20 protein-coding genes are annotated in these 22,073 nt (G+C 62.7%); 13 read left to right on the top strand and 7 right to left on the bottom strand.

The window, feature by feature from the left end; translation table 11 throughout:
* Position 1: 1 nt before the first annotated feature.
* The gene (locus tag V6767_RS08715) at positions 2 to 1,810 is read right to left on the bottom strand and encodes a monovalent cation:proton antiporter-2 (CPA2) family protein (RefSeq protein ID WP_448473101.1); all 1,809 of its coding nucleotides are present in this window, start codon (positions 1,808 to 1,810) and stop codon (positions 2 to 4) included.
* A gap of 102 nt (positions 1,811 to 1,912) precedes the next feature.
* On the opposite strand from V6767_RS08715, the gene V6767_RS08710 reads away from it, so the two are divergent.
* The 7 genes from V6767_RS08710 (at position 1,913) to ppa (ending at position 8,563) form a co-directional block, all read left to right on the top strand.
* The gene (locus tag V6767_RS08710; RefSeq protein WP_448473100.1) at positions 1,913 to 3,259 is read left to right on the top strand and encodes a TldD/PmbA family protein; all 1,347 of its coding nucleotides are present in this window, start codon (positions 1,913 to 1,915) and stop codon (positions 3,257 to 3,259) included.
* Between the two features lie 8 nt (positions 3,260 to 3,267).
* Positions 3,268 to 4,080, top strand: a complete 813-nt coding sequence (locus tag V6767_RS08705; protein WP_448473099.1) for a 3'(2'),5'-bisphosphate nucleotidase CysQ — start codon at positions 3,268 to 3,270, stop codon at positions 4,078 to 4,080.
* 73 nt (positions 4,081 to 4,153) lie between these two features.
* Entirely contained in the window at positions 4,154 to 4,387 is a 234-nt protein-coding gene (locus V6767_RS08700; RefSeq protein WP_018065149.1) for a DUF4170 domain-containing protein, read from the top strand.
* Between the two features lie 313 nt (positions 4,388 to 4,700).
* Positions 4,701 to 6,092, top strand: a complete 1,392-nt coding sequence (waaA, locus tag V6767_RS08695; RefSeq protein WP_448473098.1) for a lipid IV(A) 3-deoxy-D-manno-octulosonic acid transferase — start codon at positions 4,701 to 4,703, stop codon at positions 6,090 to 6,092.
* Positions 6,093 to 6,267: 175 nt separating this feature from the next.
* Positions 6,268 to 7,308, top strand: coding sequence for a tetraacyldisaccharide 4'-kinase (lpxK, locus tag V6767_RS08690; RefSeq protein WP_448473097.1), 1,041 nt, complete (start codon positions 6,268 to 6,270; stop codon positions 7,306 to 7,308).
* A 99-nt stretch (positions 7,309 to 7,407) separates the two neighbouring features.
* Positions 7,408 to 7,914, top strand: a complete 507-nt coding sequence (locus V6767_RS08685; protein WP_448473096.1) for an N-acetyltransferase family protein — start codon at positions 7,408 to 7,410, stop codon at positions 7,912 to 7,914.
* A 112-nt stretch (positions 7,915 to 8,026) separates the two neighbouring features.
* Positions 8,027 to 8,563 (top strand): inorganic diphosphatase, encoded by a 537-nt coding sequence (gene ppa, locus V6767_RS08680; RefSeq protein WP_448431706.1) that lies wholly within the window; start codon positions 8,027 to 8,029, stop codon positions 8,561 to 8,563.
* 108 nt (positions 8,564 to 8,671) lie between these two features.
* Here ppa and V6767_RS08675 read toward each other — a convergent pair whose 3' ends face one another.
* The 5 genes from V6767_RS08675 to V6767_RS08655 all read right to left on the bottom strand — a co-directional run bounded on the left by V6767_RS08675 (position 8,672) and on the right by V6767_RS08655 (position 14,492).
* Positions 8,672 to 10,117 carry a homospermidine synthase gene (locus V6767_RS08675; protein WP_448473095.1) on the bottom strand — a complete coding sequence of 482 codons (1,446 nt, stop codon included), beginning with the start codon at positions 10,115 to 10,117 and terminating at the stop codon, positions 8,672 to 8,674.
* A 193-nt stretch (positions 10,118 to 10,310) separates the two neighbouring features.
* The gene (locus V6767_RS08670) at positions 10,311 to 11,213 is read right to left on the bottom strand and encodes a heme-dependent oxidative N-demethylase family protein (RefSeq protein WP_448473094.1); all 903 of its coding nucleotides are present in this window, start codon (positions 11,211 to 11,213) and stop codon (positions 10,311 to 10,313) included.
* On the bottom strand, positions 11,203 to 11,493 hold the full coding sequence (locus V6767_RS08665) for a YciI family protein (RefSeq protein WP_448473093.1): 291 nt from the start codon (positions 11,491 to 11,493) through the stop codon (positions 11,203 to 11,205). Before V6767_RS08665 ends, V6767_RS08670 begins: the two co-directional genes overlap by 11 nt.
* Before the next feature lie 7 nt (positions 11,494 to 11,500).
* Positions 11,501 to 12,649, bottom strand: coding sequence for an aminodeoxychorismate synthase component I (locus V6767_RS08660; RefSeq protein WP_448473092.1), 1,149 nt, complete (start codon positions 12,647 to 12,649; stop codon positions 11,501 to 11,503).
* Position 12,650: 1 nt separating this feature from the next.
* Complete coding sequence (locus V6767_RS08655) at positions 12,651 to 14,492, bottom strand: M3 family oligoendopeptidase (protein WP_448473091.1); 1,842 nt, start codon at positions 14,490 to 14,492, stop codon at positions 12,651 to 12,653.
* Here V6767_RS08655 and V6767_RS08650 point away from each other — a divergent pair.
* The 3 genes from V6767_RS08650 to V6767_RS08640 all read left to right on the top strand — a co-directional run bounded on the left by V6767_RS08650 (position 14,485) and on the right by V6767_RS08640 (position 16,835).
* Complete coding sequence (locus tag V6767_RS08650) at positions 14,485 to 14,676, top strand: hypothetical protein (RefSeq protein WP_448473090.1); 192 nt, start codon at positions 14,485 to 14,487, stop codon at positions 14,674 to 14,676. The genes V6767_RS08655 and V6767_RS08650 overlap by 8 nt on opposite strands.
* Positions 14,677 to 14,860: 184 nt before the next feature.
* Complete coding sequence (locus V6767_RS08645) at positions 14,861 to 16,519, top strand: DUF882 domain-containing protein (RefSeq protein ID WP_448473089.1); 1,659 nt, start codon at positions 14,861 to 14,863, stop codon at positions 16,517 to 16,519.
* Positions 16,520 to 16,580: 61 nt separating this feature from the next.
* Positions 16,581 to 16,835, top strand: a complete 255-nt coding sequence (locus tag V6767_RS08640) for an ArsR/SmtB family transcription factor (RefSeq protein ID WP_018065161.1) — start codon at positions 16,581 to 16,583, stop codon at positions 16,833 to 16,835.
* Between the two features lie 19 nt (positions 16,836 to 16,854).
* On the opposite strand, the gene V6767_RS08635 is transcribed toward V6767_RS08640, so the two are convergent.
* Positions 16,855 to 17,877 carry a LacI family DNA-binding transcriptional regulator gene (locus V6767_RS08635; RefSeq protein WP_448473139.1) on the bottom strand — a complete coding sequence of 341 codons (1,023 nt, stop codon included), beginning with the start codon at positions 17,875 to 17,877 and terminating at the stop codon, positions 16,855 to 16,857.
* A gap of 432 nt (positions 17,878 to 18,309) precedes the next feature.
* Here V6767_RS08635 and V6767_RS08630 point away from each other — a divergent pair, with 432 nt between their 5' ends.
* From V6767_RS08630 to V6767_RS08620, 3 genes are all read left to right on the top strand, one after another.
* Positions 18,310 to 19,668: an ABC transporter substrate-binding protein gene (locus tag V6767_RS08630; protein ID WP_448473088.1), complete on the top strand. Its 1,359-nt coding sequence runs from the start codon at positions 18,310 to 18,312 to the stop codon at positions 19,666 to 19,668.
* 251 nt (positions 19,669 to 19,919) lie between these two features.
* Positions 19,920 to 20,930 (top strand): carbohydrate ABC transporter permease, encoded by a 1,011-nt coding sequence (locus V6767_RS08625; protein WP_448431722.1) that lies wholly within the window; start codon positions 19,920 to 19,922, stop codon positions 20,928 to 20,930.
* Positions 20,931 to 22,073: a carbohydrate ABC transporter permease gene (locus V6767_RS08620; RefSeq protein ID WP_448473087.1), complete on the top strand. Its 1,143-nt coding sequence runs from the start codon at positions 20,931 to 20,933 to the stop codon at positions 22,071 to 22,073.

Below are 22,073 nucleotides of genomic sequence, written 5' to 3'. Positions count from 1 at the left end.
CCTACGCCATGTCCTTGCCGGTCACCTTCACGGTCGGGTCGATCTGCCGGCGCTTGGGGCGCATCAGCGGCTCGGGGCTGACGGGGTGGGTGTGGAGCATGTCGGCGCCGGCCATGATGCCCTCGACGGCCTGGATCTCCAGCCGCTTGGCGTCGCGCTTGCGGATATCGTCGGTGATCGCGATCGCCTCTTCCTCGCTGGTGCCGAGCGCCACCAGCGTCTCGCGGCCGAAGACGAGGCCGGATTCTAGCGTCTCGCGCAATTCATATTCGACGCCCCGCTGCCTGAGCGCCAGCGTGTGGCTGCGGTCATAGGAGCGGGCGTAGATGTGGGCGCGCGGGAAATTCTCCTGCACCACGTCGATCACCCGGTCGGTGATCTCGCGCTTCTGGGTGCAGACCGCGACGATCTTCGCCTTCTCGATGCCCGCCGCGATCAGCACGTCCTTGCGGGTGCCGTCGCCGAAATAGATGTGGAAGCCGAAGGCCGAGGCCTGGCGGATTCGATCGGCGGAGAAATCGATGATCGTCACGTCGCGGCCGCTGGCGAGCAGGATCTGCGCGGCAATCTGGCCGAAGCGCGAGAAACCGATCATCAGCACGTCCGCGCCCGCGCCGTCGAAATCCTCCTCCATTTCCTCATGAGCCTCGTGGCGGGCATAGAGTCGCTCGGCGAGGCGGACGGTCAGCGGGGTCGCTACCATCGAGACCGTCACGATCGCGATCAGTAGCGAGGCGGTGGCGTTGGAGAAGATGCCGGCGGCAGCCGCCGTCGAGAACATCACGAAGCCGAACTCGCCGCCCTGCGGCAGGAGCGCCGCAATCCGGATCGCGTCCTCGTGCGGCGAGCCGGTCAGGCGACAGAGCCCGTAGATGACGGCGGCCTTGACGACGAGCAGCACCGGAACCGCGATGAGGATCAGAAGGATGTTCTCGTAGACCACGGACAATTCGAGCGAGAGGCCGACGGCGATGAAGAAGATCGCGAGAAACACGCCGCGAAACGGCTCGATATCGGCCTCGAGCTCATGACGGTAGGAGGATTCGGCAAGCATCACGCCGGCGAGGAATGCGCCCATGGCCATCGACAGCCCGACGATCTGCATCATCATCGCCGCGCCGATGACGACGAACAGCGCAGCCACGATCATCACCTCGCGCGCGCCGGTGGCGGCGATGATCTGGAACACCGGCGTCAGCACATAGCGCCCGGCGGCGATCATCAGCACCACGACAAGGGCGGCGAGCCCGGCATTCGTCAGCATGTCCGACGTGCTCGCCTCCTCCACGCCGCCGCCCAGAATGCTGGCGAGCGCCAGAAGCGGCACGATCGCGATATCCTGGAACAGCAGCATCGAGAACGAGCGCTGGCCGTAACGGGTGTTGACGTCGCCATTGTCGTCGAGGATCTGCATGGCAAAGGCGGTGGATGACAGCGCCAGGCCGAAACCGGCGATCACCGCGGCCTGCCAGTTTCCGAGCCCGCCGAACTTGGCGAGCGGCACCAGCACCGCGCCGGTGACCAGCACCTGCGCAAGGCCAAGGCCGAAAATATCCTTGCGCATCGTCCAGAGCCTAGCCGGCTTAAGTTCAAGCCCGATCATGAACAGCAGGAACACGATCCCGAGTTCGGCGACGTGCAGCACCTCCTCGCCATTGCTGATTCGCTGCAGCACCGGGCCGATCACGATCCCGCCCGCCAGATAGCCGAGCACCGTGCCGAGGCCGAGCCGCTTGAAAAGCGGCGCTGCTATGGTCGCGGCGCCCAGCATCCAGACGGTTTCGGTAAAGAGGCTCTGGGTGGCTGCCATAAAAAGGGTCCCGGGCTGCAAGAAAACGGAAGCGCCGGAGGAACGGCACTTGATGCGCAATGAAGTGAACAATAAATGAGGGCACAAGGAAAGGCCATTGCCATGTCATCATCAAGGGTTCCCGATCAATTGATCGACACCGCGTCGCAGATTCTCGACGTCGCGAAGAAGAAGGGCGCCGATGCGGCCGATGTCGTCGTCTCGCAGGGTGCCTCGCACGGCATCTCCGTGCGCGAGGCAAAGCGCGAAAACGCCAAGGCGTCCGAGAACCGGGGCTTTTCGCTGCGCGTGTTCCGCGGGGCGAAGGTCGCAAGCGTCTCCACCAATGACGACAGCGATATCGATACCCTCGTCGAGCGCGCGCTCGCCATGGCCGCCGTCTCGCCCGAAGACCCTTATGCCAGCCTTGCCGACAGCGCCCGGCTTGCCCGCGAAGCCCCGGACCTCGATCTTTACGACGATACCGAGGTCTCGCCCGAGGCGCTGGCCGAACGCGCGCTTGCGGCCGAAGCGGCGGCGCTTGAGGTCGAGGGCGTCACCAGAAGCTCGGGCGCAGGCGCCTCGCGCGGCGAGGTCGGCTTCGTGCTGGTGACTTCCGACGGTTTTTCCGGCGGCTATCGCCGCTCCTATTCCTCCGTCTCGGTCTCCGTCGTGGTGGGCGAGGGCGCTGGCATGCAGCGCGATCACGATTACGACGCGCGCGCCCATGACGGCGATCTCGATCCGCCGGAAGAAATCGGCCGCAAGGCCGGCGAACGGGCCGCCGCCCGTCTTTCGCCGCGCCAGGTGCCGACGCAGCGCAACGCTGCCGTCATTTTCGAGCAGCGCCTTGCCGCAAGCCTTGTCGGCAGTCTCGCGAGCGCGATTTCGGGGTCTTCGGTCGCGCGCAAGACCAGCTTTCTGAGGGACAAGCTCGGCAAGCCGGTTTTGAAGGCCGGGCTGAATCTGGTTGACGATCCGTCGATCCGCCGGGGCGCGGGCTCGCAACCCTTCGATGGCGAAGGCGTCGCCAGCGAGCGGCTCGCCATGGTCGAAGACGGCGTGTTGCAGCAATGGTTCCTGTCGACGGCGCTCGGCCGGGAACTTGGCTTCGAGACCAATGGCCGCGGCACCCGCTCCGGCAATTCGCTCTCCGCCGCACCGACCAACCTTGTGCTGGAACCGGGCGCGAAATCGCCCGCGGAACTGATGGCCGAGATCGGAACCGGGCTTTATGTCACCGAACTGATCGGCCATGGCGTCAACATGGTCACCGGCGAATATTCGCGCGGGGCGAGCGGGTTCTGGATCGAGAATGGCGAGATCGCCTATCCGGTGTCGCAGATGACGATTGCCGGCAATCTGAAGGACATGTTCATGGCGATGACGCCGGCAAGCGATATCGACCGCCGATTCTCGATTGCCACCCCCAGCATTCTCGTCGAGGGCGTCACCCTCGCCGGATCGTGAGGTCCGCCGTGGCCGAGCCGTTGGATGTCGATATCCAGGCCGATCTGGCGCTGATCACCGATGCGGCGCGCGAGGCGGGTGCGGTCGCGCTTTCCCATTTCGGCCAGAACCCCGAAGTCTGGTGGAAGAATTCCGGCCAGTCGCCGGTCAGCGCCGCGGATTTCGCCGCCAATGAATGCCTGGAAGACCTGCTGCTGAGGGCGCGGCCGGATTATGGCTGGCTTTCGGAGGAAAGCGGCGATGACTTCTCCCGGCTGGAGGCGGAGGCGACCTTCGTGGTCGACCCGATCGACGGCACGCGCGGTTTTCTCAAGGGCAAGAAGAACTGGATGGTCAGCGTGGCGGTGGTGCGGGGTGGCCGCCCTGTGGCCGGCGTTCTCGTCGCTCCGGCGCTTGACGAGGTGTTTACCGCTGCCCTCGGCGGTCCGGCGCTGAAAAACGGCCTTCCGATTGCGGCCTCTTCTCGCGGCGGCGAGAGCGGAAACCTGGAGCTCTGCCTTCCGGCGATGATGCTCGACGGCTTCAGCCCGCCCTTTCGCGCGCGGGTTAACAAGGCCGCGCATATCCCCTCGCTCGCCTACCGGCTGGCTGCGGTGGCCGATGGCCGTCTTGATGCCACACTTGTGAGGCCTGACTCCCACGACTGGGACCTGGCCGCCGCCGATATCATCCTTGCCGCAGCCGGCGCTTCGCTGGTGGATGACGCGGGGCGTCCGTTGACCTATAATCGCCGCACGCTGCGCCACGGGACGCTGTTTGCGGGCAATCCGGCACTGGTCGGCACGCTGATGCGCGAATTCGCGCCGCCGCCCGTCATGTGACCCGTCACTTGACAAAAACGGCCAAACCCGAGACACGCTATGGCGGGAGGCTATGAGCAAAGAGAGATATAAAATGGCTGATACGGTTGAAAACAAGCAACTCCTGCATCTGGTCTTCGGCGGCGAGCTCGAAAGCCTGAAGGGCGTCAAGTTCACCGATCTGGACGCGCTTGATATCGTCGGTATCTACCCCAATTACGCCAGCGCCCATGCAGCCTGGAAGTCCAAGGCGCAGCAGACCGTCGACAACGCCCATATGCGCTACTTCATCGTCCATCTGCACCGGCTTCTCGACCCGGAATCGTGAGTATTGCGTTTTCATGGCTCCGGACGCAGTATAGGCGACTGCTTTAGCCTCCGAAGCGTTTTCGCCAGACGACGCTCCTGCAAGTGCTTTGTGGTTTGAAATTAAGAAATTGCTTTAAAATAAAGCAGATGAAGTCTTTATAAGAAGAAAAAAAGAACTTCGTTCCGGGTCAGCCTGAAGACGTTTGATAGAATATTTAGGATGTGGTTCTTCCTGTTCCTAAATGTTATTTTCTGAAGTAGGATGATTCGCGCAATGGTGGTGGGTGCGGCCGCTGATCCGATGCACGAGAACGGGGTAAACGGACAAGGGAATGGTATCAGGCATTTCTATTTGGTTGGCCCGCAACACGTACCGACTTGGCGGGATTCTCGGCTATCCGCTGTTACGGCCGATCCTCTATCATCGCGTCCGCCGCGGCAAGGAGGACAAGGCGCGCCTGGGGGAACGCCTCGGCCGCTCCGACCGGCAGAGACCGGAAGGCCCGCTCGTCTGGATACACGCAGCAAGCGTGGGCGAAACGCTCGCCGTTACCTCGGTCGTCCAGAATATCCATGAATTCGGCATCTCGGTTCTGCTGACAACCGGCACGGTGACTTCGGCGCGCCTGGCGGCGGAGCGTTTCGGGGACACGGTCATCCATCAATATGTGCCGCTGGATGCCCTGCCAGCGGTAACACGCTTCCTCGATCATTGGCGACCGGACCTTGCCATCAATGTTGAAACCGAAGTCTGGCCGGTCACGATTGCGGAGCTCGCCAAGCGCAAGATCGCGCAGGTTGTGGTCAATGGCCGGATTTCGGATCGTTCGTTCGAGCGCTGGATGCAGCGCCGCGAACTTGCCCGCACCATGTTCTCGCGATTTTCGCTGGTCATGGCGCAGACCGATCTTGACGCCGAGCGCTTTGCCGATCTCGGGGCGCTGCATGTCTCGGTCACCGGCAATCTCAAGGTCGACCGCAGCGCGCCGCCCGCCGACGATAAGGCCCTTCAGGCGCTGAAGAGCGCAATCGGCGCGCGCCCAGTGTGGGCGGCGATCTCGACCTTCGACGGCGAGGAAAAGAATGCCGCCGACGTGCATATCGCGCTGAAGGAAGCCCATCCCGGCCTTCTGACCGTCATCGTTCCCCGCCATCCCGATCGCGCCGATGCGCTTGCCGCCCAGTTTTCGGCTGAGGGACTTTCGGTCAAGCGTCGTTCGCTCGGCGAAAGTCCCGACGCGGAGACCGATATCTATCTCGGCGACACGATCGGGGATATGGGGCTTTATCTGCGCCTCACCGATATCGCCTTCGTCGGCCGCTCGATGACGGCGCGCGGCGGGCAGAACCCGCTGGAGCCCGCCATGCTCGGAACCGCGATCCTGACGGGCCAGCATGTCGACAATTTCCGCGACACCTATCGTCAGTTGCGCCAGCGTGGCGCGGTGCGCACCGTCGACAGCACGGAAGCGCTGCTGCAATCCGTCGATCTGCTGCTGCGGGACGAAGCCGCGCGCGAACACATGATCGCCGCCGGCTATGCCGGGGTGCGCGACATGCGCGGCGCGCTGATCCGCACCATGAAGGGGCTGGAGCGCTATCTTGCGCCGCTCATTCTCGAGGCCCGTTTTTCCGCGCGTCCCAAGGCCGTGCCCGAGAAGAAACGCATGCCGATCGTTCCGGAGCGATTGCCTGAGCAGAATTTGCGCAAGGCGCTGCAGTAACGGTTTTTCGTGGCCGCACCGACGCGGACGCGGCCTTGCGGCGTGCGGCTCACTCTTCGTGAATCGGAGCGGCACTTCACGCGCGTGTCTGTCTGGTCTATCTGTTGGTTGAACCGTAATGCGATGACCTGACAGAGCGCATTGCTTCGGGGTCTGACAGAGAGTTGTGCCCGATATGAAGAAAACGACACGGGCCTTCTGGTGGAAGCGCGGCCATCCGTTGAGCCTGCTTCTTCTTCCGGTTTCCTGGATTTACTCCGCGATCGCCGGTCGCCGGATGAGGCAGGCGGCGGGCGCACGCGCCGGCGTGCCGGTTCTGTGCGTCGGCAATTTCACCGTCGGCGGGACGGGCAAGACCCCGGTGGCCGAGGCGCTTGCGCGCGCGGCGCGCGAAGCTGGCAAACGGCCCGGCTTTCTGCTGCGCGGCTATGGCGGCAAGGTCGAGGGCGCGGTTATGGTTGATCCGAAGCGCCACAGTTTTCGCGATGTCGGCGACGAGGCGCTGATGCTGTCGCGGCTCGCGCCGGTCGCGGTCTCGCCCGCGCGGGTGGATGCGGCAGCGCTTCTGGAACAGGCGGGCGTCGATTTCATCATCATGGATGACGGCTTGCAGAGCGGGCGGCTGAAGCCGGATTTCGCCGTGGCCGTGGTCGATGCCAAGCGCGGCTTCGGCAACGGGCGCTGCCTGCCCGCCGGCCCGCTTCGCGCGCCGCTTGCGGCGCAGTTTCCGAAGGTGGATGCCGTGCTGCTGAATGGCGCCGGCGGCGCGGAGGAAGAGGTGCGCCAGTTTGCGCGCAGCGCCCGTCGCCCGGTCGAGGTGCTGCATCAGCAGCCGACGTCTGACAGCGGAGAATTTGCCGGTGAGGAGGTGCTCGCCTACGCCGGCATCGGCGATCCGGAGAAGTTCTTCGCAACGCTGGAAGCGCTTGGCGCGCGGGTGCGCCGGGCCGTCGCTCTGGCCGATCACCAGCCGATATCGGAGGCCTTGGCCCGCTCTCTGCTGGCCGATGCCGGGGCCCTGCTGCCGGTCACGACCGCAAAGGACATGGCCCGGCTTCAGGGCGGCGGCGGGCCGGCGATATCGGCGTTGCGCGAGAAGAGCCGCGTGGTGGAGATCACCGCCGTTTTCGAGAACAAGGCCATGCCTGCCGGCATGGTCGTCGCCACGCTCGATGCCTTCCGCCGCCGCGTTGAAGCGGACCGACAAAAGCGGTGAGCCGCTCTGTCAGCAACCGGTAAATTAATTTTGATGGGCAATCGGCTCAGTTTGTCATATCCTTGGGTCTTAACCGCAATGACATGCCGGTTGGAGACGATGAGGATACTATCCAGCGACGTGCGGCCAGCAGAGGCGGCCGACGCCGAGAAAATCGCAAGGGTTCACTGGCTGGCATGGCAACAGGTCTATGCCGGCATCCTTCCTCACCGCGCGCTTCAGGACATGATCGCAAGCCGCAACATCGCCTGGTGGAAGAACGCGATCGCCAGCGAGGAGACGCTGCTGGTGCTGGAAGTGCAGGGCCAGCCGGTCGGCTATGCCAGCGTCGGCCTCAACCGCGTCAAGGCGCTGCCGCAGGAAGGCGAAATTTACGAGATTTATCTACTGCCGGAATATCAGGGCCTCGGCTTCGGTCGGGCGCTTTTCGCCGAGGCGCGCCGGCTGCTCGCCTCGCTCGGCTGCAAGGGCACGATCTGCTGGTGCTTCGAGGCGCTGGATCAGGCCGGCATCTTCTTCACCGCGCTCGGCGGCAAACCTTTCGCCTTCGCCGAGGAGGAGCATGGCGGCAAGGTGCTCGGCAAGGTTTCCTATATCTGGGACTGAGCGGCTTTTTGCGCGTTTACCCCGATTGCTGCAACTCTTTTCACGCGGTTGCTTTGTCGGGGCATTTTGGCTATCCAAGGCGGCGAATTCTTCCCCTTTTCTGGAGACCTAGATGCGTATTGAAGCGATTGCGATCGGCAAGAACCCGCCCGATGATATCAATGTTATTGTCGAAGTCCCGCTCGGCGGCCAGCCGATCAAATACGAGATGGACAAGGACGCCGGCGTTCTGGTCGTTGATCGCTTCCTCTATACGCCGATGATGTATCCCGGCAATTACGGCTTCGTGCCGCACACGCTCTCCGATGACGGCGATCCGATCGACGTGCTGATCTGCAACCATCGTCCGCTGATGCCGGGCTGCGTCATCAATGTCCGCCCGATCGGCGTGATGATGATGGAAGACAATTCCGGCAAGGACGAAAAGATCATCGCCGTTCCCTCGCGCGAACTCAGCGCCCGTTTCGACAAGGTCGAGAACTTCACCGATATTCCGGAAATCCAGCTCAAGCAGATCGAACACTTCTTCGAGCACTACAAGGATCTGGAGCCCGGCAAATGGGTCAAGATCTTCGGCTGGCACGACGCCGCCGAGGCCAAGAAGCTGATCGTCGAGGCGATCGAGCGCGCGAAGTCCAAGAAGGACTGAGTGCGGGTCTGGCGGAGGCTTTTGCGTCCGCCGCAGCCTTCTTCCATGGCAAAGAACAAACAGGCAGGCCCGAAGGATATCGGGCCTGCCTGTTTCGTTTAAGGCCGATCAGAACTGCACCAGAATATTCTTGAACTGCCACGGGTCCTTCTCGTCCTTCTTTTCCGGGAAGAAGGTCTGGCGGCCGGTGAGAGGGGTCCAGTCGGTGTAGTGGCCTTCGACCGGGCCGAGATAGGGCATCTGGATTTCGAGGCAACGACGGTAATCCATCTCGTCGGCCTCGACGATGCCGGCCTCCGGGTTTTCGAGCGCCCAGACCATGCCGGCGAGCACCGCGGAGGTTACCTGCAGGGCCGTGGCGTTCTGGTAGGGCACCAGATTGCGGGTCTCCTCCATCGAAAGGCGCGAGCCGTACCAGTAGGCATTCTTGTCGTGGCCGTAGAGCAGTACGCCGAGTTCGTCGATCCCGGTCAGGATATCGGCTTCCTCCAGAACGAGCATGTCCTTTTGCGGCGTGCCGCCATTGCCGAACATTTCGTCGAGGGAAAGCACGGCGACATCGGCCGGATGGTAGGCGTAGTGGCAGGTCGGGCGATAGGTGACCTTGTCCTTGTCGTTGCGAACGGTGAAGAAATCGGCAATCGAGATCGACTCGTTATGGGTAACGAGGAAGCCGTATTGCGCGCCGGGCGTCGGGCACCAGCTTCTGACCCGTGTATTGGCGCCGGGCTGTTCGAGATAGATCGCCGCCTTGCAGCCCTTCCTGTGCGTCCTGGCGTTCTTCGGCATCCATTTCTCATGGGTGCCCCAGCCGAGTTCTGCCGGCTGCATGCCCTCGGCCACGAAGCCTTCCACCGACCATGTGTTCCAGAACGCGTTCTGCGGGCGCAGGAATTTCGAACGCTGGGTATCGCGTTCGGCAATGTGGATGCCCTTGACGCCGGTCTCCTTCATCAGCGCCGCCCAGCCCTCGCGGTCATCGGCGGCGGGTTCGGCGAAGCTCACGCCGGTTTCGCGCGCGACATCGACAAGCGCCTGCTTGACGAACCAGGACACCATGCCCGGATTGGCCCCGCAGCAGGAAACGGCGGTGGTGCCGCCCGGGTTCTTTCGCTTCTCCTTGCGCACGGTCTCGCGCAGCGCGTAATTGGTGCGTTCGGCATTGCCCTGGCTTTCGTCGAAATAGAAGCCGAGCCAGGGCTCGATCACGGTGTCGATATAGAGCACGCCGAGCGAGCGGCAGAGTTTCATGAGATCAAGCGAGGAGGTGTCGACCGACAGGTTGACGCAGAAGCCCTGGCCTTCGCCCTCGGTCAGGAGCGGCTCCAGCAGTTCCTCGTAATTGTCCTTGGTCACCGCCGCGTGGATAAAGCGCACGCCGTGATTGGCGGCGAGATTGGCATGGGCATCGCTCGGATCGATGATGACCATGCGCGACTTGTCGAACCGGAAATGCCTTTCGATCAGCGGCAATGCGCCGCGGCCGATGGACCCGAAGCCGATCATGACGATGGGGCCGGTGATTTCGGCGTGGATCGGGAATTCCTGCTGCATTTCCATGTCCTTCTTGTTTGTCTGGCGGGTGACCGGCGGTCATTTCCAGGCTTCGCGCTGACCGGTCTTCCGGTCGCGCTATAAAGCGGAATTGTGACGCGGCGATAATTGTTCCCCGCGCAAAGCGAGATCACACCAACGCGTTCAAGTAAAGCGGATTTATGGCCGCAGTTCCAGTCGTCAATGCCGATCGTCAGCGCAAAAGGGATTCGAGCCAGGCGATCAACGCGGCGATATCAGCGTCGACCATGCCCTTGTAGGCGCGCTCTTCGGCACTCAGCCCCTGAAGCTGCGCGATCATGGCGGTCGCGATCGCCTTGCGCTCGGGATGGCGCAGAATGGCCTCGACGGGGTCCATGTAGATGCGGATGGTGAACAGGATCGCGTCCGTTTCCGGCAGACGCGTCAGCGTCTGGCGCTCGACCCGCATGAAATTGGCGGCGATCGGCCGGATGGGGCGGAACGGGTCTTCGGGCAGATGTTTTGAAACCGGCATGGCCAGCGCATCGGAGCCCTTGAACGACCAGTTGAAGCGCTCGGCGGGCAGGCCGGGCTTGAGATTGTCGAAGATGCGGGCAACCAGCGCGGCGTTGCGGGTGCCCGCCGAGAAGCCGGGCACGTCGGCATGGACCTCCTCCATCGGGCGGCCGGCCTTTTCGGCGAGCGACCAGGAGGAGGGAAAGGCGATGAAACCGGCGGCAAGATGCCAGCGATCCTCGCGCTTGATCAGGATCGCGAGATCGTCCTCGATCAACATGCCGGCGGTCAGAAGCGGCGGAACGGCGGGATCGTCGAGGGCGACGGCGCGGTCGAGAAAACGGAGGCGGTTGCCGTCGCGCCGGTAGATATCGGCGTGATGCCTCTCCAGATGCCCGGAGATCAGCGCCAGAGCCTCGCGGCCTGCATCAAGGCTGTCGTCATCCGCACGGAAAACCTCGTCATAACGGACCGCCAGCAGGCGTTCCTTTTCGGCGAGATAGCGCGCGAGATCGTCGCCGGGCTCCAGCCATGTGTCGGGATCGAGCGCGGAGAGGCCGATCGAGAACGGCTTGTAGGCGCGGCCATAGGGCATCAGCCGCAGGTGCTCAGTCGCCATCCTTCAGGCCTTCAAGGGAGGGCAGGGTGCGGGTGAAATTCACCTCCGTCAGTTCGAAATTTGCGACGCCTTCAGCGACAAACGGGTCCTGCCGGCAGATTTCCTCAACCGCGGTCATCGTGCCGCGCGCCATGATCACGCCGCCGGTGCGCGGCACCTTGCGGCCCGATGCGACGAAGACGCCGGTCTCGTAATAGCTGTTCAGCCAGGCAATATGGCCTTCGAAGTGCTTTTCCACCTCTTCGAGCGGCTGGATATAGGTGAGGGAAATCAGGATCATGGCAAACTCACTCAGCGACAGCGCAAAAGGGCGCGGGGGCGGCGAAACGGGCTTTCAGAAGAGCTTCCTCATATTCGCCGGCCGCCGTTGAATCGAGCACCACGCCGCCGCCGACATTGAAGATCGCCCGCCCGTCATCGTAGAGGCTGACGGTGCGGATTGCCACATTGAACTGCATGGCGCCATCCGGCGCGATATGGCCGATCGCCCCGCAATAGGCGCCGCGCTGGCTGCCCTCCAGCCGGTGCAGGATTTTCATCACGGAAATCTTCGGTGCGCCGGTGATCGAGCCGCAGGGAAACAGCGCGCGGAAGATCGCCTCGATCGTGGCGCCCGGCTGAAGTCTGGCGCGCACCTTGCTCACCATCTGGTGCAGCGTCGGATAGGTTTCGATGGCGAAGAGTTCCGGTACGTGGACGGACCCCGGCTCCGCGATCCGCGACATGTCGTTTCGAAGCAGGTCGACGATCATGCAGTTTTCGGCCAGCATCTTGTCGTCCTCGCCCATCGCCGCGATAATTTCCGCATCTTCCGCGGCGGTTTGTCCGCGCGGGGCGGTGCCCTTCATCGGATGGGTCTCGATCATGCCGTCGGCGTCGGTGCGGAAGAACAGTTCCGGCGAGCGCGACAGGATGCGCGGGCCGGCGAGGTCGACAAACGCGGCATAGCGCACCGGCTGTTGCCGGGCGAGGCCGTGGAAGGCCATAAGCGGATCGCCGCTCCAGCGCGCATGCACCGGAAAGGTCAGGTTGCCCTGATAGCAGTCGCCGGCCATCAGATGGGCATGCAGCCGCTCGAAACGGGGGCGATAGTCGTCAAAATCCCAGGCGGGTCGGATGTCGGCAAGAAAACCGGTTTCGGGCTGGAGCGCCGACGGTGCTGCCTGCTCCGGCGCGTCGAAGACGCCGAAGCAGAGATATGGCAGGTCCGGTTTTTGGGGCGCTAGGCCCGCAAGCGCGGGGTCGAGCAGAAAACCCGCCTCGTAGGACATATAGCCCACCAAAAAGCGGCCGGAGGCCCTGACGGTCTCCATCCGCTCCAGCGCAGGAATAAATTCCTCGGCGGTTTCGGCGACGATGAGTTCGTCGGGCGCGCGAAAGCTGAGCATCCGGCCCGAAAGATCGTCGCAGAAAACGACCTGCTGCCCGCGTGTCATCTCACTCCAGCGCTTCGAGTTCGTCGATAAGCCCCTCGATCATCGACAGCCCCTTGCCCCAGAAGGCGGGGTCGGAGGCGTCAAGCCCGAACGGCTTCAGCAGTTCGGAATGATGCTTGGTGCCGCCGGCGGTCAGCATGTCGAAATACTTGTCCTGGAAGCCGGTCTCGGCGTTCTGGTAAACCGCGTAGAGCGAGTTCACCAGGCAGTCGCCGAAGGCATAGGCATAGACGTAGAACGGCGAGTGGATGAAGTGGGGCACATAGCTCCAATAAGTCTCGTAGCCATCGGCGAGCTTGATCGCAGGCCCCAGGCTTTCGCCCTGCACCGACATCCACATTTCGGAAATCTGGTCCTCGGTCAGCTCGCCCTCGCGGCGCGCGGTGTGGACCTTGCGCTCGAACTGGTAGAAGGCGATCTGGCGCACGACCGTGTTGATCATGTCCTCCACCTTCTGCGCCAGCATCGCCTTGCGGGTGGCCTTGTCTTCGGTCTTTGCCAGAAGCGCGCGGAATGTCAGCATTTCGCCGAAGACTGAGGCGGTTTCGGCAAGCGTCAGCGGCGTCGAGCACATCAGCGCGCCCTGCTTGGCGGCGAGCACCTGATGAACCCCGTGGCCCAGTTCATGGGCTAGCGTCATAACGTCGCGCGGCTTGCCGAGATAGTTGACCAGCACATAGGGGTGGGCGGACGGCACGGTCGGGTGCGCGAAGGCGCCGGTGCGCTTGCCGGGCCGGATCGGGGCGTCGATCCAGCGCTCGTCGAAGAAGCGCTGCGCGATGCCGCCCATTTCCGGCGAGAATGCGCCATAGGCCGAAAGCACGGTCTCGCGCGCTTCCTCCCACGGGATCACCCGTTCTGCGGTGTCGGGCAGGGGCGCGTTGCGGTCCCAGTAATTCATCTGGTCCATGCCGAGCCATTTCGCCTTCATCGCGTAATAGCGGTGGGACAGGCGCGGATAAGCTTCGCGCACGGCTTCCGTCAGCGCATCCACCACTTCGCGTTCGACGCGGTTGGAAAGGTGGCGGCTGTCGGCGATATCCTCAAAGGCGTGCCAGCGGCTGTTGATCTCGGTATCCTTGGCGACCGTGTTCATGATCAGCGAGAAGGTCGGCAGATTGTCCTTGAAGGTGGCGGCAAGCGCCTCGGCCGCCTTGCGGCGCACCGGCTCCTTGTTGTCGGAAAGCAGGTTGAGCGCCTTTTCGATCGGCATCTCCTCGCCATCGACGGTAAAGCGCATCCGGTCCATGGTCTGGTCGAACAGGCGGTTGAAGGCCTGGCTTCCGGTTGTCGACTTCTCCATGAAGAGCTGTTCCAGCCGGTCATCAAGCTGGTGCGGCTTTTCCTTTCTGAGGTCCAGCACCCAGGGGCGGTAGTGGGCAAAGCGCGGATCGTTCGAGAGCGCCTTTTCAATCGCCTCCTCGGAAAGCCGGTTCAGTTCCAGTTCGAAGAACAGCAGATCGGCGTAGATTTCGGTGATCCGGGTCGAGGTGTCGCCGTAAAGCTTGCGCAGGGCAGGATCGGCCGCATTGGCGTAATAGGAAAGGCCTGCGAACGAGCCGAGCCGGCCAAGCGTGTCGCCGATCGCCTCATAGGTCTCGGTCGCAGCCCCCAGCCCGTCATCGCCGGATTTTTCGGCGGCTTCGGCCAGATGGCCCTTCCAGCGTTCGGAGAAAGCGCGCGCCTTTCTGGCGGCGTCATCGAAATCGCCCGCGAATTCGGGCGAGGTCGCGCCGGGATAGAGATGCGACAGATCCCATTCCGGCAGGGCGCCGAGTTCCGGGCTTTCCGCCCTGCCGGCGGCGGCATCGGCGGGAAGGGAGGGGAAGCGGGGATTGAACATGGGGCTGCCTTTCGTGATCTGTGTGCCGCCTCAACATATGGTTCGCGCCCGCCGCCCGCAACGGCGGAATTTCCGCCTTTTTACCGCAGCGCGCGAAGGGCGCAATGGGATGTCGAAAGCCGCCTCGCGCGTCAAACAATTTGATCTGCAACAATGGGTTAACCCTTATGTAAGCTTAATCTGATAGCACGATGGTTGGAAATTAACGGAATGTTGCCTATAAAAGGCGACCTGAAATTGTGTCGGAAAATCGCCTCGTTTGCGCCGCATTGCGCCTTCAGAAAAGAGGTTCTAATCTCTTGTGTCGGCATATGCCTTGCGCTCGGGGGAGCCTTCGGGACGTTCAGAGAATCCAGGGAGAGTCCGGTTTGACTATCCGTCCATATCGCGCGTTCTTGCGTCGGACATTTGCTGTACTGGCCGTACTGGCGGCAACGCTGTGCTTTTTCGGCGGCGTCGAGGCGCGTGCGGAAACCCGGACACTCAAGATCTATTACATCCATACCGGCGAGAAGGCCGAGATCACCTTCAAGCGCAATGGCCGCTATGACAAGAAGGGGCTCGAGCAGCTCAACTGGTTCCTGCGCGACTGGCGTCGCAAGGAGCCGACCACGATGAACCCGAAGCTGTTCGATCTGGTGTGGGAGGTCTATCAGCAGGTTGGCGCGACCGACTATATCAATGTCGTTTCGGCCTATCGCTCGCCCGAGACCAACGCCATGCTTCGCAAAACGTCCTCCGGCGTCGCCAAGAAATCGCAGCACATGCTTGGCAACGCGATGGACTTCTTCATCCCGGGCGTGCCACTGGCCAAGCTGCGCGCAACCGCGATGAAAATGCAGCGCGGCGGGGTCGGCTACTATCCGAAATCCGGCTCGCCCTTCGTGCATCTTGATGTGGCGAGCGTGCGTGCCTGGCCGCGCATGAGCCGCAGCCAGCTCGTGTCGCTGTTCCCGGAGGGGCACACCCTGCATCTGCCTGCAGACGGCAAACCGTTGCCGGGCTATAATGAGGCCTTGGCCGAATACAAGGCCAAGGGCTCGGTCGGATCGTCGCAGCCCGTCCAGGTCGCAAGCGCGGATGACGGCGACGAGGACGAGCGTCCGAACCTGCTCTCCATGCTGTTCGGCAAGCGGGACAAGGGCGACGCCGAGCCGCCGACGCCGAGCAGGCCCTCGCGCCAGCAGGCCCAACCGCAGCGTCAGGCCGAACCCGCCCAGCGTCCCGTGGATATCCTGACGGCGGCCGTGACCTTCGACAATCTCGATATTCCGCTGCCGCTCAGCAGGCCGAGCGCCGGCGAGGCTGGTCTCGGAACGCCGCTCGCCACCGCGCTGGTTGATCCGACGCCGACAGCAACTGAAATGGCCACCGATCCGGTCCTGGCTCTGGCCGCCGCCGATGTGCCGCTGCCGCAGACGCGCCCGGCCGCTCTTGGGCCGGAAGAGGGCGTGTCCGTCGCCGATATTCTTGTCTCGGAGGCCGCCGATCCGGTGGCTGCCGCGCCCGCGACCGAGGTTGCCGCTCTGCAATCGGATGATGCTGGTTTCGACGGCGATCGCTTCGGCCTGTTCGATGGCGAGGTGCCGGTGCCCAGCCCCCGTCTCGCCTATGCCGAAACCGGCGGCGCTGCGATGGGCGTCAATGCGGCTCCAACGCCTCGACCCACGCTCGCCTCGGCAGCGCCGGCAACCGAAGCTCCGATCGACGATGCCCGCACCGAGCTTGCCCGCAAGCTTGCGGCGATGGGCGAGACGACCGAACTCGCCTATAATGAAGATGCCGATTTCCGCACGCTGTTCAAGCCGACAGCCGCGCGCATCAATGCCGCCGCTCCCGCTGCCCCGCAAAAGGGCGGGCGTCCGGGTGATGCTGTGCCGCTGGCATCATCGAATGATAATATAACGCCGAAACTGGGTAATAATAATCAGGTTTCGACTGAGCCGACCCAAGTTTTAGTTGGCTCTAAAAATAAGGCGCAAGATAGCCAGACCGTCGTTCAGTATTTTGACTCCGCAAGGTTCTGATTCCATTGTTTCAAGAAATGGACTACTTGCCGGCCTACTGACTTTGACGTAATGTGCCGCGATGAGCAGATTCGATCCATTCGTCGCAATTGCGGACCCCAACCGGCGCCATCTTTTGATGGCGCTTCGTCGTGAACCCAAGACGGTGACCGAGCTGTCGGAGGGGCTTCCCATCAGCAGGCCCGCGGTTTCGCAGCATCTGAAGGCGCTGCTCGACAGTGATCTGGTGCGGGTCACGCCCGTGGGCACGAAGCGGTTCTATGCCATCAACCCCGAAGGGTTCGCCAGCCTCAACGCCTGGATACGTCAGTTCTGAGCGATTCGTGCCGCGGACATCAGTCTGGCGCCCGTCCGGTCGAGGACCGGACCACGAGTTCCGGCCGCCACAATTCGCCGAAATCATCCGTTTCCGTGCCGTTTATCCGGTTGATCAGCCGTTCGGCGACCCGCTTTCCGGCGGTGCGCAGCGATGAGCGCGTGGTTGTCAGCGGCACGCTGAAGAGTTCGGGGCGCAAAAGCGGCAGCACGTCGTCATAGGATATCAGCGAGATGTCTTCGCCGAGCGTCATACCGGCCGCCTCGATCGCGCGCACGATGCCGAGCGCCTGGATCATGCTGGAGCAGACGATTGCGCTCGGCGTCTCTGCAAGCGCCAGAAACTGTTCCGCGGCGCGCTGCCCGTCGGCCTCCGTCATCTGCGTCGAAACATGAAAGCGGGGTTCCAGCGCGAGCCCGGCCTCGCGGCAGGCCTTGGCGACGCCATCGCGCCGCCTGATGGCAAAGCCGAAATTCTCGTCGCCATTGATGAGCGCGATGCGGCGGTGACCAAGCTGCAGCAACAGCCGGGTGGCATCGTAGAAAGCGGCCTCGTTATCGACATCGAGCGAGGGATAGGCATGTGGCGCATCGAAGAACCGGCCATGGACGATGAAGGGCAGGCCGAAGGATTCCATCAGGTCGATGCGCTGATCGTTTTCGCGGATATAGGCAAGGCACAGCCCGTCGACATAGCCGCTGGTCGCAAGGCTTCGAAGCGCGGTGACCTCGTCGGCGGGATCGGAGGGCATGACGACGAGGTGAAAGTCTTCCCTCTGCGCCTGCTCGCCCAACCCGTTGAGAAATTCGCCGAAATGCAGGTCGGAAATCACCTGGTCGCCGATCGGCATAAGAAGGCCGATCGAGCCGGCCTTGCCGGTCGCCAGCCGCTGGGCGGTCCGGTTGGGGCGGTAGCCGGTTTCGCGCGCGGCCTTCATCACGCGCTCGCGCGTGGCGGCGTTGACCTCCGGATAGCCGTTCAGGGCGCGGCTGACTGTCGTCGGGGAAAGGCCGAGCCGGGCCGATAATTGCTTCAGGTTCACATCCATCCTCCCTCGTGCCCGGAGCCCTTTCGCCATCCGCCCTGCCGGCTTTGCGTTCACGCAGGCGGATGCAGGGTTTGAAGGACTTTTAAATCCTGTCTTCGCGGCGGGCTGGGCCGACGTGCCGGGCTTCATTGCAAATGCTTGATGCGGTTGCAACTTCCGGCTTCGTGTTTCCCCTTCGCTCTCCTCAAAGCGTTTTGGGTAAACTTGAAATTTATCAAAGCGATTGATGGGATTGTTTTCAAGCCGTCGTCAAGAAAATTATTCAAATTGGGACAAATCGTCCAAAATTTCGCCTGTTTTTGACGCGGGGGGTTGACTCCTGACCGTTGCGCGAGAAATGTTTAAAGATGTCAAAGCGCTTTGGAAAAAGTGCCGACTGACAACCAAGGCCCGCGACAGGGCCCTATGTGATGGGAGGTAAATCACATGAACAGAGCTCTTCTGACCGGCGTTGCCACGCTGGCGCTTTTCGCCGGCGCGGCCAGCGCCGCCGATCTTAAATTCCCGGTGGGCGAGGATTCCCGCTTCAACTGGGATAGCTACAACCAGTTCGCCGAAGCCCATGGCGACATTTCGGGCCAGACGCTGACCGTCTTCGGTCCCTGGCTCGGCCCGGACAAGGATCTCGTCGAAAGCGTGATCGCCTATTTCGAAGAGGCGACCGGCGCCAATGTCGAATACTCCGGCTCCGACTCCTTCGAGCAGCAGATCGTGATCGACACCCAGGCCGGCAGCCCGCCGAATATCGCGGTGTTCCCGCAGCCGGGCCTTGCCGCCGATCTGGCCGCCAAGGGCCTGCTGACCAAGCTTCCGGCCGAAGTCGGCGAATTCCTCTCCGAGAACTACGCCGCCGGCGACTCCTGGGTCGATCTGTCGAGCTACACCGGCAAGGATGGCGAGAAGGCGCTTTACGCGTTTCCCTACAAGGCCGATGTGAAGTCGCTGGTCTGGTACGTGCCGGACAATTTCGACGATGCCGGCTATGAAGTCCCGGAAACCATGGAAGATCTGAAGGCGCTGACCGAACAGATCGTCGCCGATGGCGGCACGCCCTGGTGCATCGGTCTCGGTTCGGGCGGGGCCACCGGCTGGCCGGCGACCGACTGGGTCGAGGACATGGTTCTGCGCACGCAGCCGCCGGAAGTCTATGACCAGTGGGTCACCAACGAAATTCCGTTCAATGATCCGCGCATCGTCAATGCGATCGAAGAGTTCGGCTGGTTCGCCAAGAACGACAAATTCGTCGATGGCGGCGCTGCCGCCGTGGCGTCCACCGACTTCCGCGACAGCCCCAAGGGTCTCTTCTCGTCGCCGCCGAAGTGCTACATGCACAAGATGGCGTCGTTCATCCCGTCCTTCTTCCCGGAAGGCACCGAGCTTGGCCTCGATGCGGACTTCTTCTACTTCCCGGCCTATGAAGGCGAAGACCTCGGCAAGCCGGTTCTCGGCGCCGGCACGCTGTTCGGCATCACCAAGGACAGCCCCGCCGCCCAGGCCTTCATCGAATTCCTGGAAACGCCGATCGCGCATGAAGTGTGGATGGCCCAGTCCGGCTTCCTGACCCCGTTCACCGGCGTCAACCCGGAAGCCTATGCCAATGACGCGCTGCGCGGCCAGGGCGAGATCCTGACCAACGCCACGACCTTCCGCTTCGACGGTTCCGACCTGATGCCGGGCAAGATCGGCGCGGGCGCGTTCTGGACCGGCATGGTTGACTTCGTCGGCGGCCAGTCTGCCGAACAGGCAGCGACCAACATCCAGAACACCTGGGACTCGATCAAGTAACGGTCGAAATCCATAAGGATCTGCAATGATTGACCGGGCCGCTCGCGGCCCGGTCGCCCTGTCTGAGGCATGCCTGGTTGCCAGATGGCGGCCGGTGCGGCAGACTTCAAAAAGCGCGCTTCGCCAAGGGGGATGCCAGTCTTTGGAACGCGCGGCGAAACAAAGGGGCCCGGCCATGAGCCGCGGCGGCCCGAAATAAGCTGAACGGCGCGGCGACCAGCCCAAAAGCGCCGTTACGGGGAGTGAAAGGCGTGGAACAAATCATCAAAGCCTTGCTGGCCGTCGTCATAGGCGTGGCCGCCGCCGTGATCTATTTCTACGGCACCAACAAGCTGCTCGACCTCATCTTTCCGTCCCAGACGAAGGATCCGGCGAAGGGCGTGCGCAATCTGCGCATCTCCGGCATGATCCGGCCCTGGCTGTTCCTGCTGCCGGCACTGCTGTCGCTCGGGGTTTACCTGGTCTATCCGGTGGTGGCTTCGGTCTGGTATTCGCTGCACGGCCCTTCGGGTAACACCTATGTCGGTGCAGCCAATTATGTCTGGATGTTCAACGATTCCGAATTCCGCGAATCGATGTTCAACAACATGCTCTGGCTGATCTTCGTGCCGGCACTTTCGACCTTTTTCGGGCTCATCATCGCCTGGCTGACCGACCGGATCTGGTGGGGTTCCTTCGCCAAGATGATGATCTTCATGCCGATGGCGATCTCGTTCGTCGGCGCATCGGTCATCTGGAAGTTCGTCTATGACTATCGCGGCGACGGCGCCGACCAGATCGGCATCCTGAACGCGATCATCGTGGCCATGGGCGGCGAGCCGCATGTGTGGATCGCGATGCCGTTCTGGAACAATTTCTTCCTGATGGTCATCCTGCTCTGGATCCAGACGGGTTTCGCCATGGTGCTCTTGTCCGCTGCGCTGCGCGGCATTCCGGAGGAAACAATCGAGGCGGCCGTGATCGACGGCGCCAACGGCTTGCAGATTTTCTTCAAGATCATGGTGCCGCAGATCTACAGCACCATCGCCGTGGTGTGGACCACGATCACCATCATCGTGCTGAAGATCTTCGACATCGTTCTCGCGATGACCAACGGGCAGTGGAATACCCAGGTGCTCGCCAATCTCATGTTCGACTGGATGTTCAGGGGCGGGGGCGATTTCGGCCGCGGGGCCACGATCGCCATCGTCATCATGGTTCTGGTTATCCCGATCATGGTCTGGAATATCCGTAATTCGCGCAAAGAGATGGAGGGCCGGTAAATGCACTCGCACAAGAAATCGCCGCTGGTCTGGTTCTCCCACATCACCGTGCTGCTGCTGGTGGTTCTGTGGACCATTCCGACCTTCGGCCTGCTGGTGACGTCGCTGCGTGACAAGGATCAGATCGTCGCCTCCGGCTGGTGGACGTCGCTGTCAACCTCCACCCAGAACCTGATCTACCGCACGCCGGGCGCGGAGGGGCAGACCGAAGAGGACGGCCTTTATGTGATCACCGGCAATGCGCTGGACGGCGCGGGCGGCAAGGTCTCCCGCTTCGGTACGTCCTCGCTCCGGCCGCAGGAATTCGAGGTCGGCCAGACGGTCGAGATGGGCGATGGCCAGGAACTCACGGTGGAGGCCGACGGCGAATACCGCATGACCTCGGAAGAGCCGTTCGGCCGGCGCGGCGATCGCATCTTCGTCACCGCCAAAATTCCGCCGCGCTTCACGCTCGAGAATTATCGCAACGTGCTGACCTCGGAAGGCATCGGCCAGTCCTTCCTCAACTCGTTGACGGTCGCGATCCCCTCGACCATCATTCCCGTGCTGGTGGCGGCCTATGCGGCCTATGCGCTGTCGTGGATGAAATTCCCGTTCCGCAATCTGCTTCTGGCCGTGATCGTCGGCCTGCTGGTGGTGCCGCTGCAGATGTCGCTGATCCCGCTTCTGAAGATGTATAACTGGATCGGCGACATATTCGGCGTGCCATCCAAGACCTATGTCGGGATATGGCTGGCGCATATGGGCTTCGGCCTGCCGCTCGCGATCTATCTGTTGCGCAACTATATCGCCGGCCTGCCGCGCGAAATCATGGAATCCGCCCGCGTCGACGGCGCGAACGACTTCATGATCTTCCGCAAGATCATCCTGCCGCTGTCCTATCCGGCGCTCGCCTCCTTCGCGATCTTCCAGTTCCTGTGGACCTGGAACGACCTCCTGGTGGCGACCGTGTTCCTCGGCAATAGCGAGCAGACCATCGTGCTGACGGCAAGGCTGCGCGAGCTGCTCGGCTCGCGCGGCGGCAACTGGGAAATCCTGACGGCTTCCGCCTTCATCTCCATCATCGTGCCGCTGATCGTGTTCTTCGCGCTGCAGCGTTATCTGGTGCGCGGCCTGCTGGCGGGCTCGGTCAAGGGCGGCTGA

The sequence above is a fragment of the Martelella sp. FLE1502 genome, assembly GCF_053484255.1.
This window is presented reverse-complemented; position numbering and strand designations above follow the sequence as displayed.

Coding starts and splice junctions, on each gene's coding strand:
- V6767_RS08670 (WP_448473094.1), bottom strand. CDS start 11,213: ATGGCGACTGAGCACCTGCGGCTGATGCCCTATGGCCGCGCCTACAAG.
- waaA (WP_448473098.1), top strand. CDS start 4,701: ATGGTATCAGGCATTTCTATTTGGTTGGCCCGCAACACGTACCGACTT.
- lpxK (WP_448473097.1), top strand. CDS start 6,268: ATGAAGAAAACGACACGGGCCTTCTGGTGGAAGCGCGGCCATCCGTTG.
- ppa (WP_448431706.1), top strand. CDS start 8,027: ATGCGTATTGAAGCGATTGCGATCGGCAAGAACCCGCCCGATGATATC.
- V6767_RS08710 (WP_448473100.1), top strand. CDS start 1,913: ATGTCATCATCAAGGGTTCCCGATCAATTGATCGACACCGCGTCGCAG.
- V6767_RS08655 (WP_448473091.1), bottom strand. CDS start 14,492: ATGTTCAATCCCCGCTTCCCCTCCCTTCCCGCCGATGCCGCCGCCGGC.
- V6767_RS08630 (WP_448473088.1), top strand. CDS start 18,310: ATGAACAGAGCTCTTCTGACCGGCGTTGCCACGCTGGCGCTTTTCGCC.
- V6767_RS08715 (WP_448473101.1), bottom strand. CDS start 1,810: ATGGCAGCCACCCAGAGCCTCTTTACCGAAACCGTCTGGATGCTGGGC.
- V6767_RS08660 (WP_448473092.1), bottom strand. CDS start 12,649: ATGACACGCGGGCAGCAGGTCGTTTTCTGCGACGATCTTTCGGGCCGG.
- V6767_RS08685 (WP_448473096.1), top strand. CDS start 7,408: ATGAGGATACTATCCAGCGACGTGCGGCCAGCAGAGGCGGCCGACGCC.
- V6767_RS08675 (WP_448473095.1), bottom strand. CDS start 10,117: ATGCAGCAGGAATTCCCGATCCACGCCGAAATCACCGGCCCCATCGTC.
- V6767_RS08640 (WP_018065161.1), top strand. CDS start 16,581: ATGAGCAGATTCGATCCATTCGTCGCAATTGCGGACCCCAACCGGCGC.
- V6767_RS08620 (WP_448473087.1), top strand. CDS start 20,931: ATGCACTCGCACAAGAAATCGCCGCTGGTCTGGTTCTCCCACATCACC.
- V6767_RS08665 (WP_448473093.1), bottom strand. CDS start 11,493: ATGATCCTGATTTCCCTCACCTATATCCAGCCGCTCGAAGAGGTGGAA.
- V6767_RS08700 (WP_018065149.1), top strand. CDS start 4,154: ATGGCTGATACGGTTGAAAACAAGCAACTCCTGCATCTGGTCTTCGGC.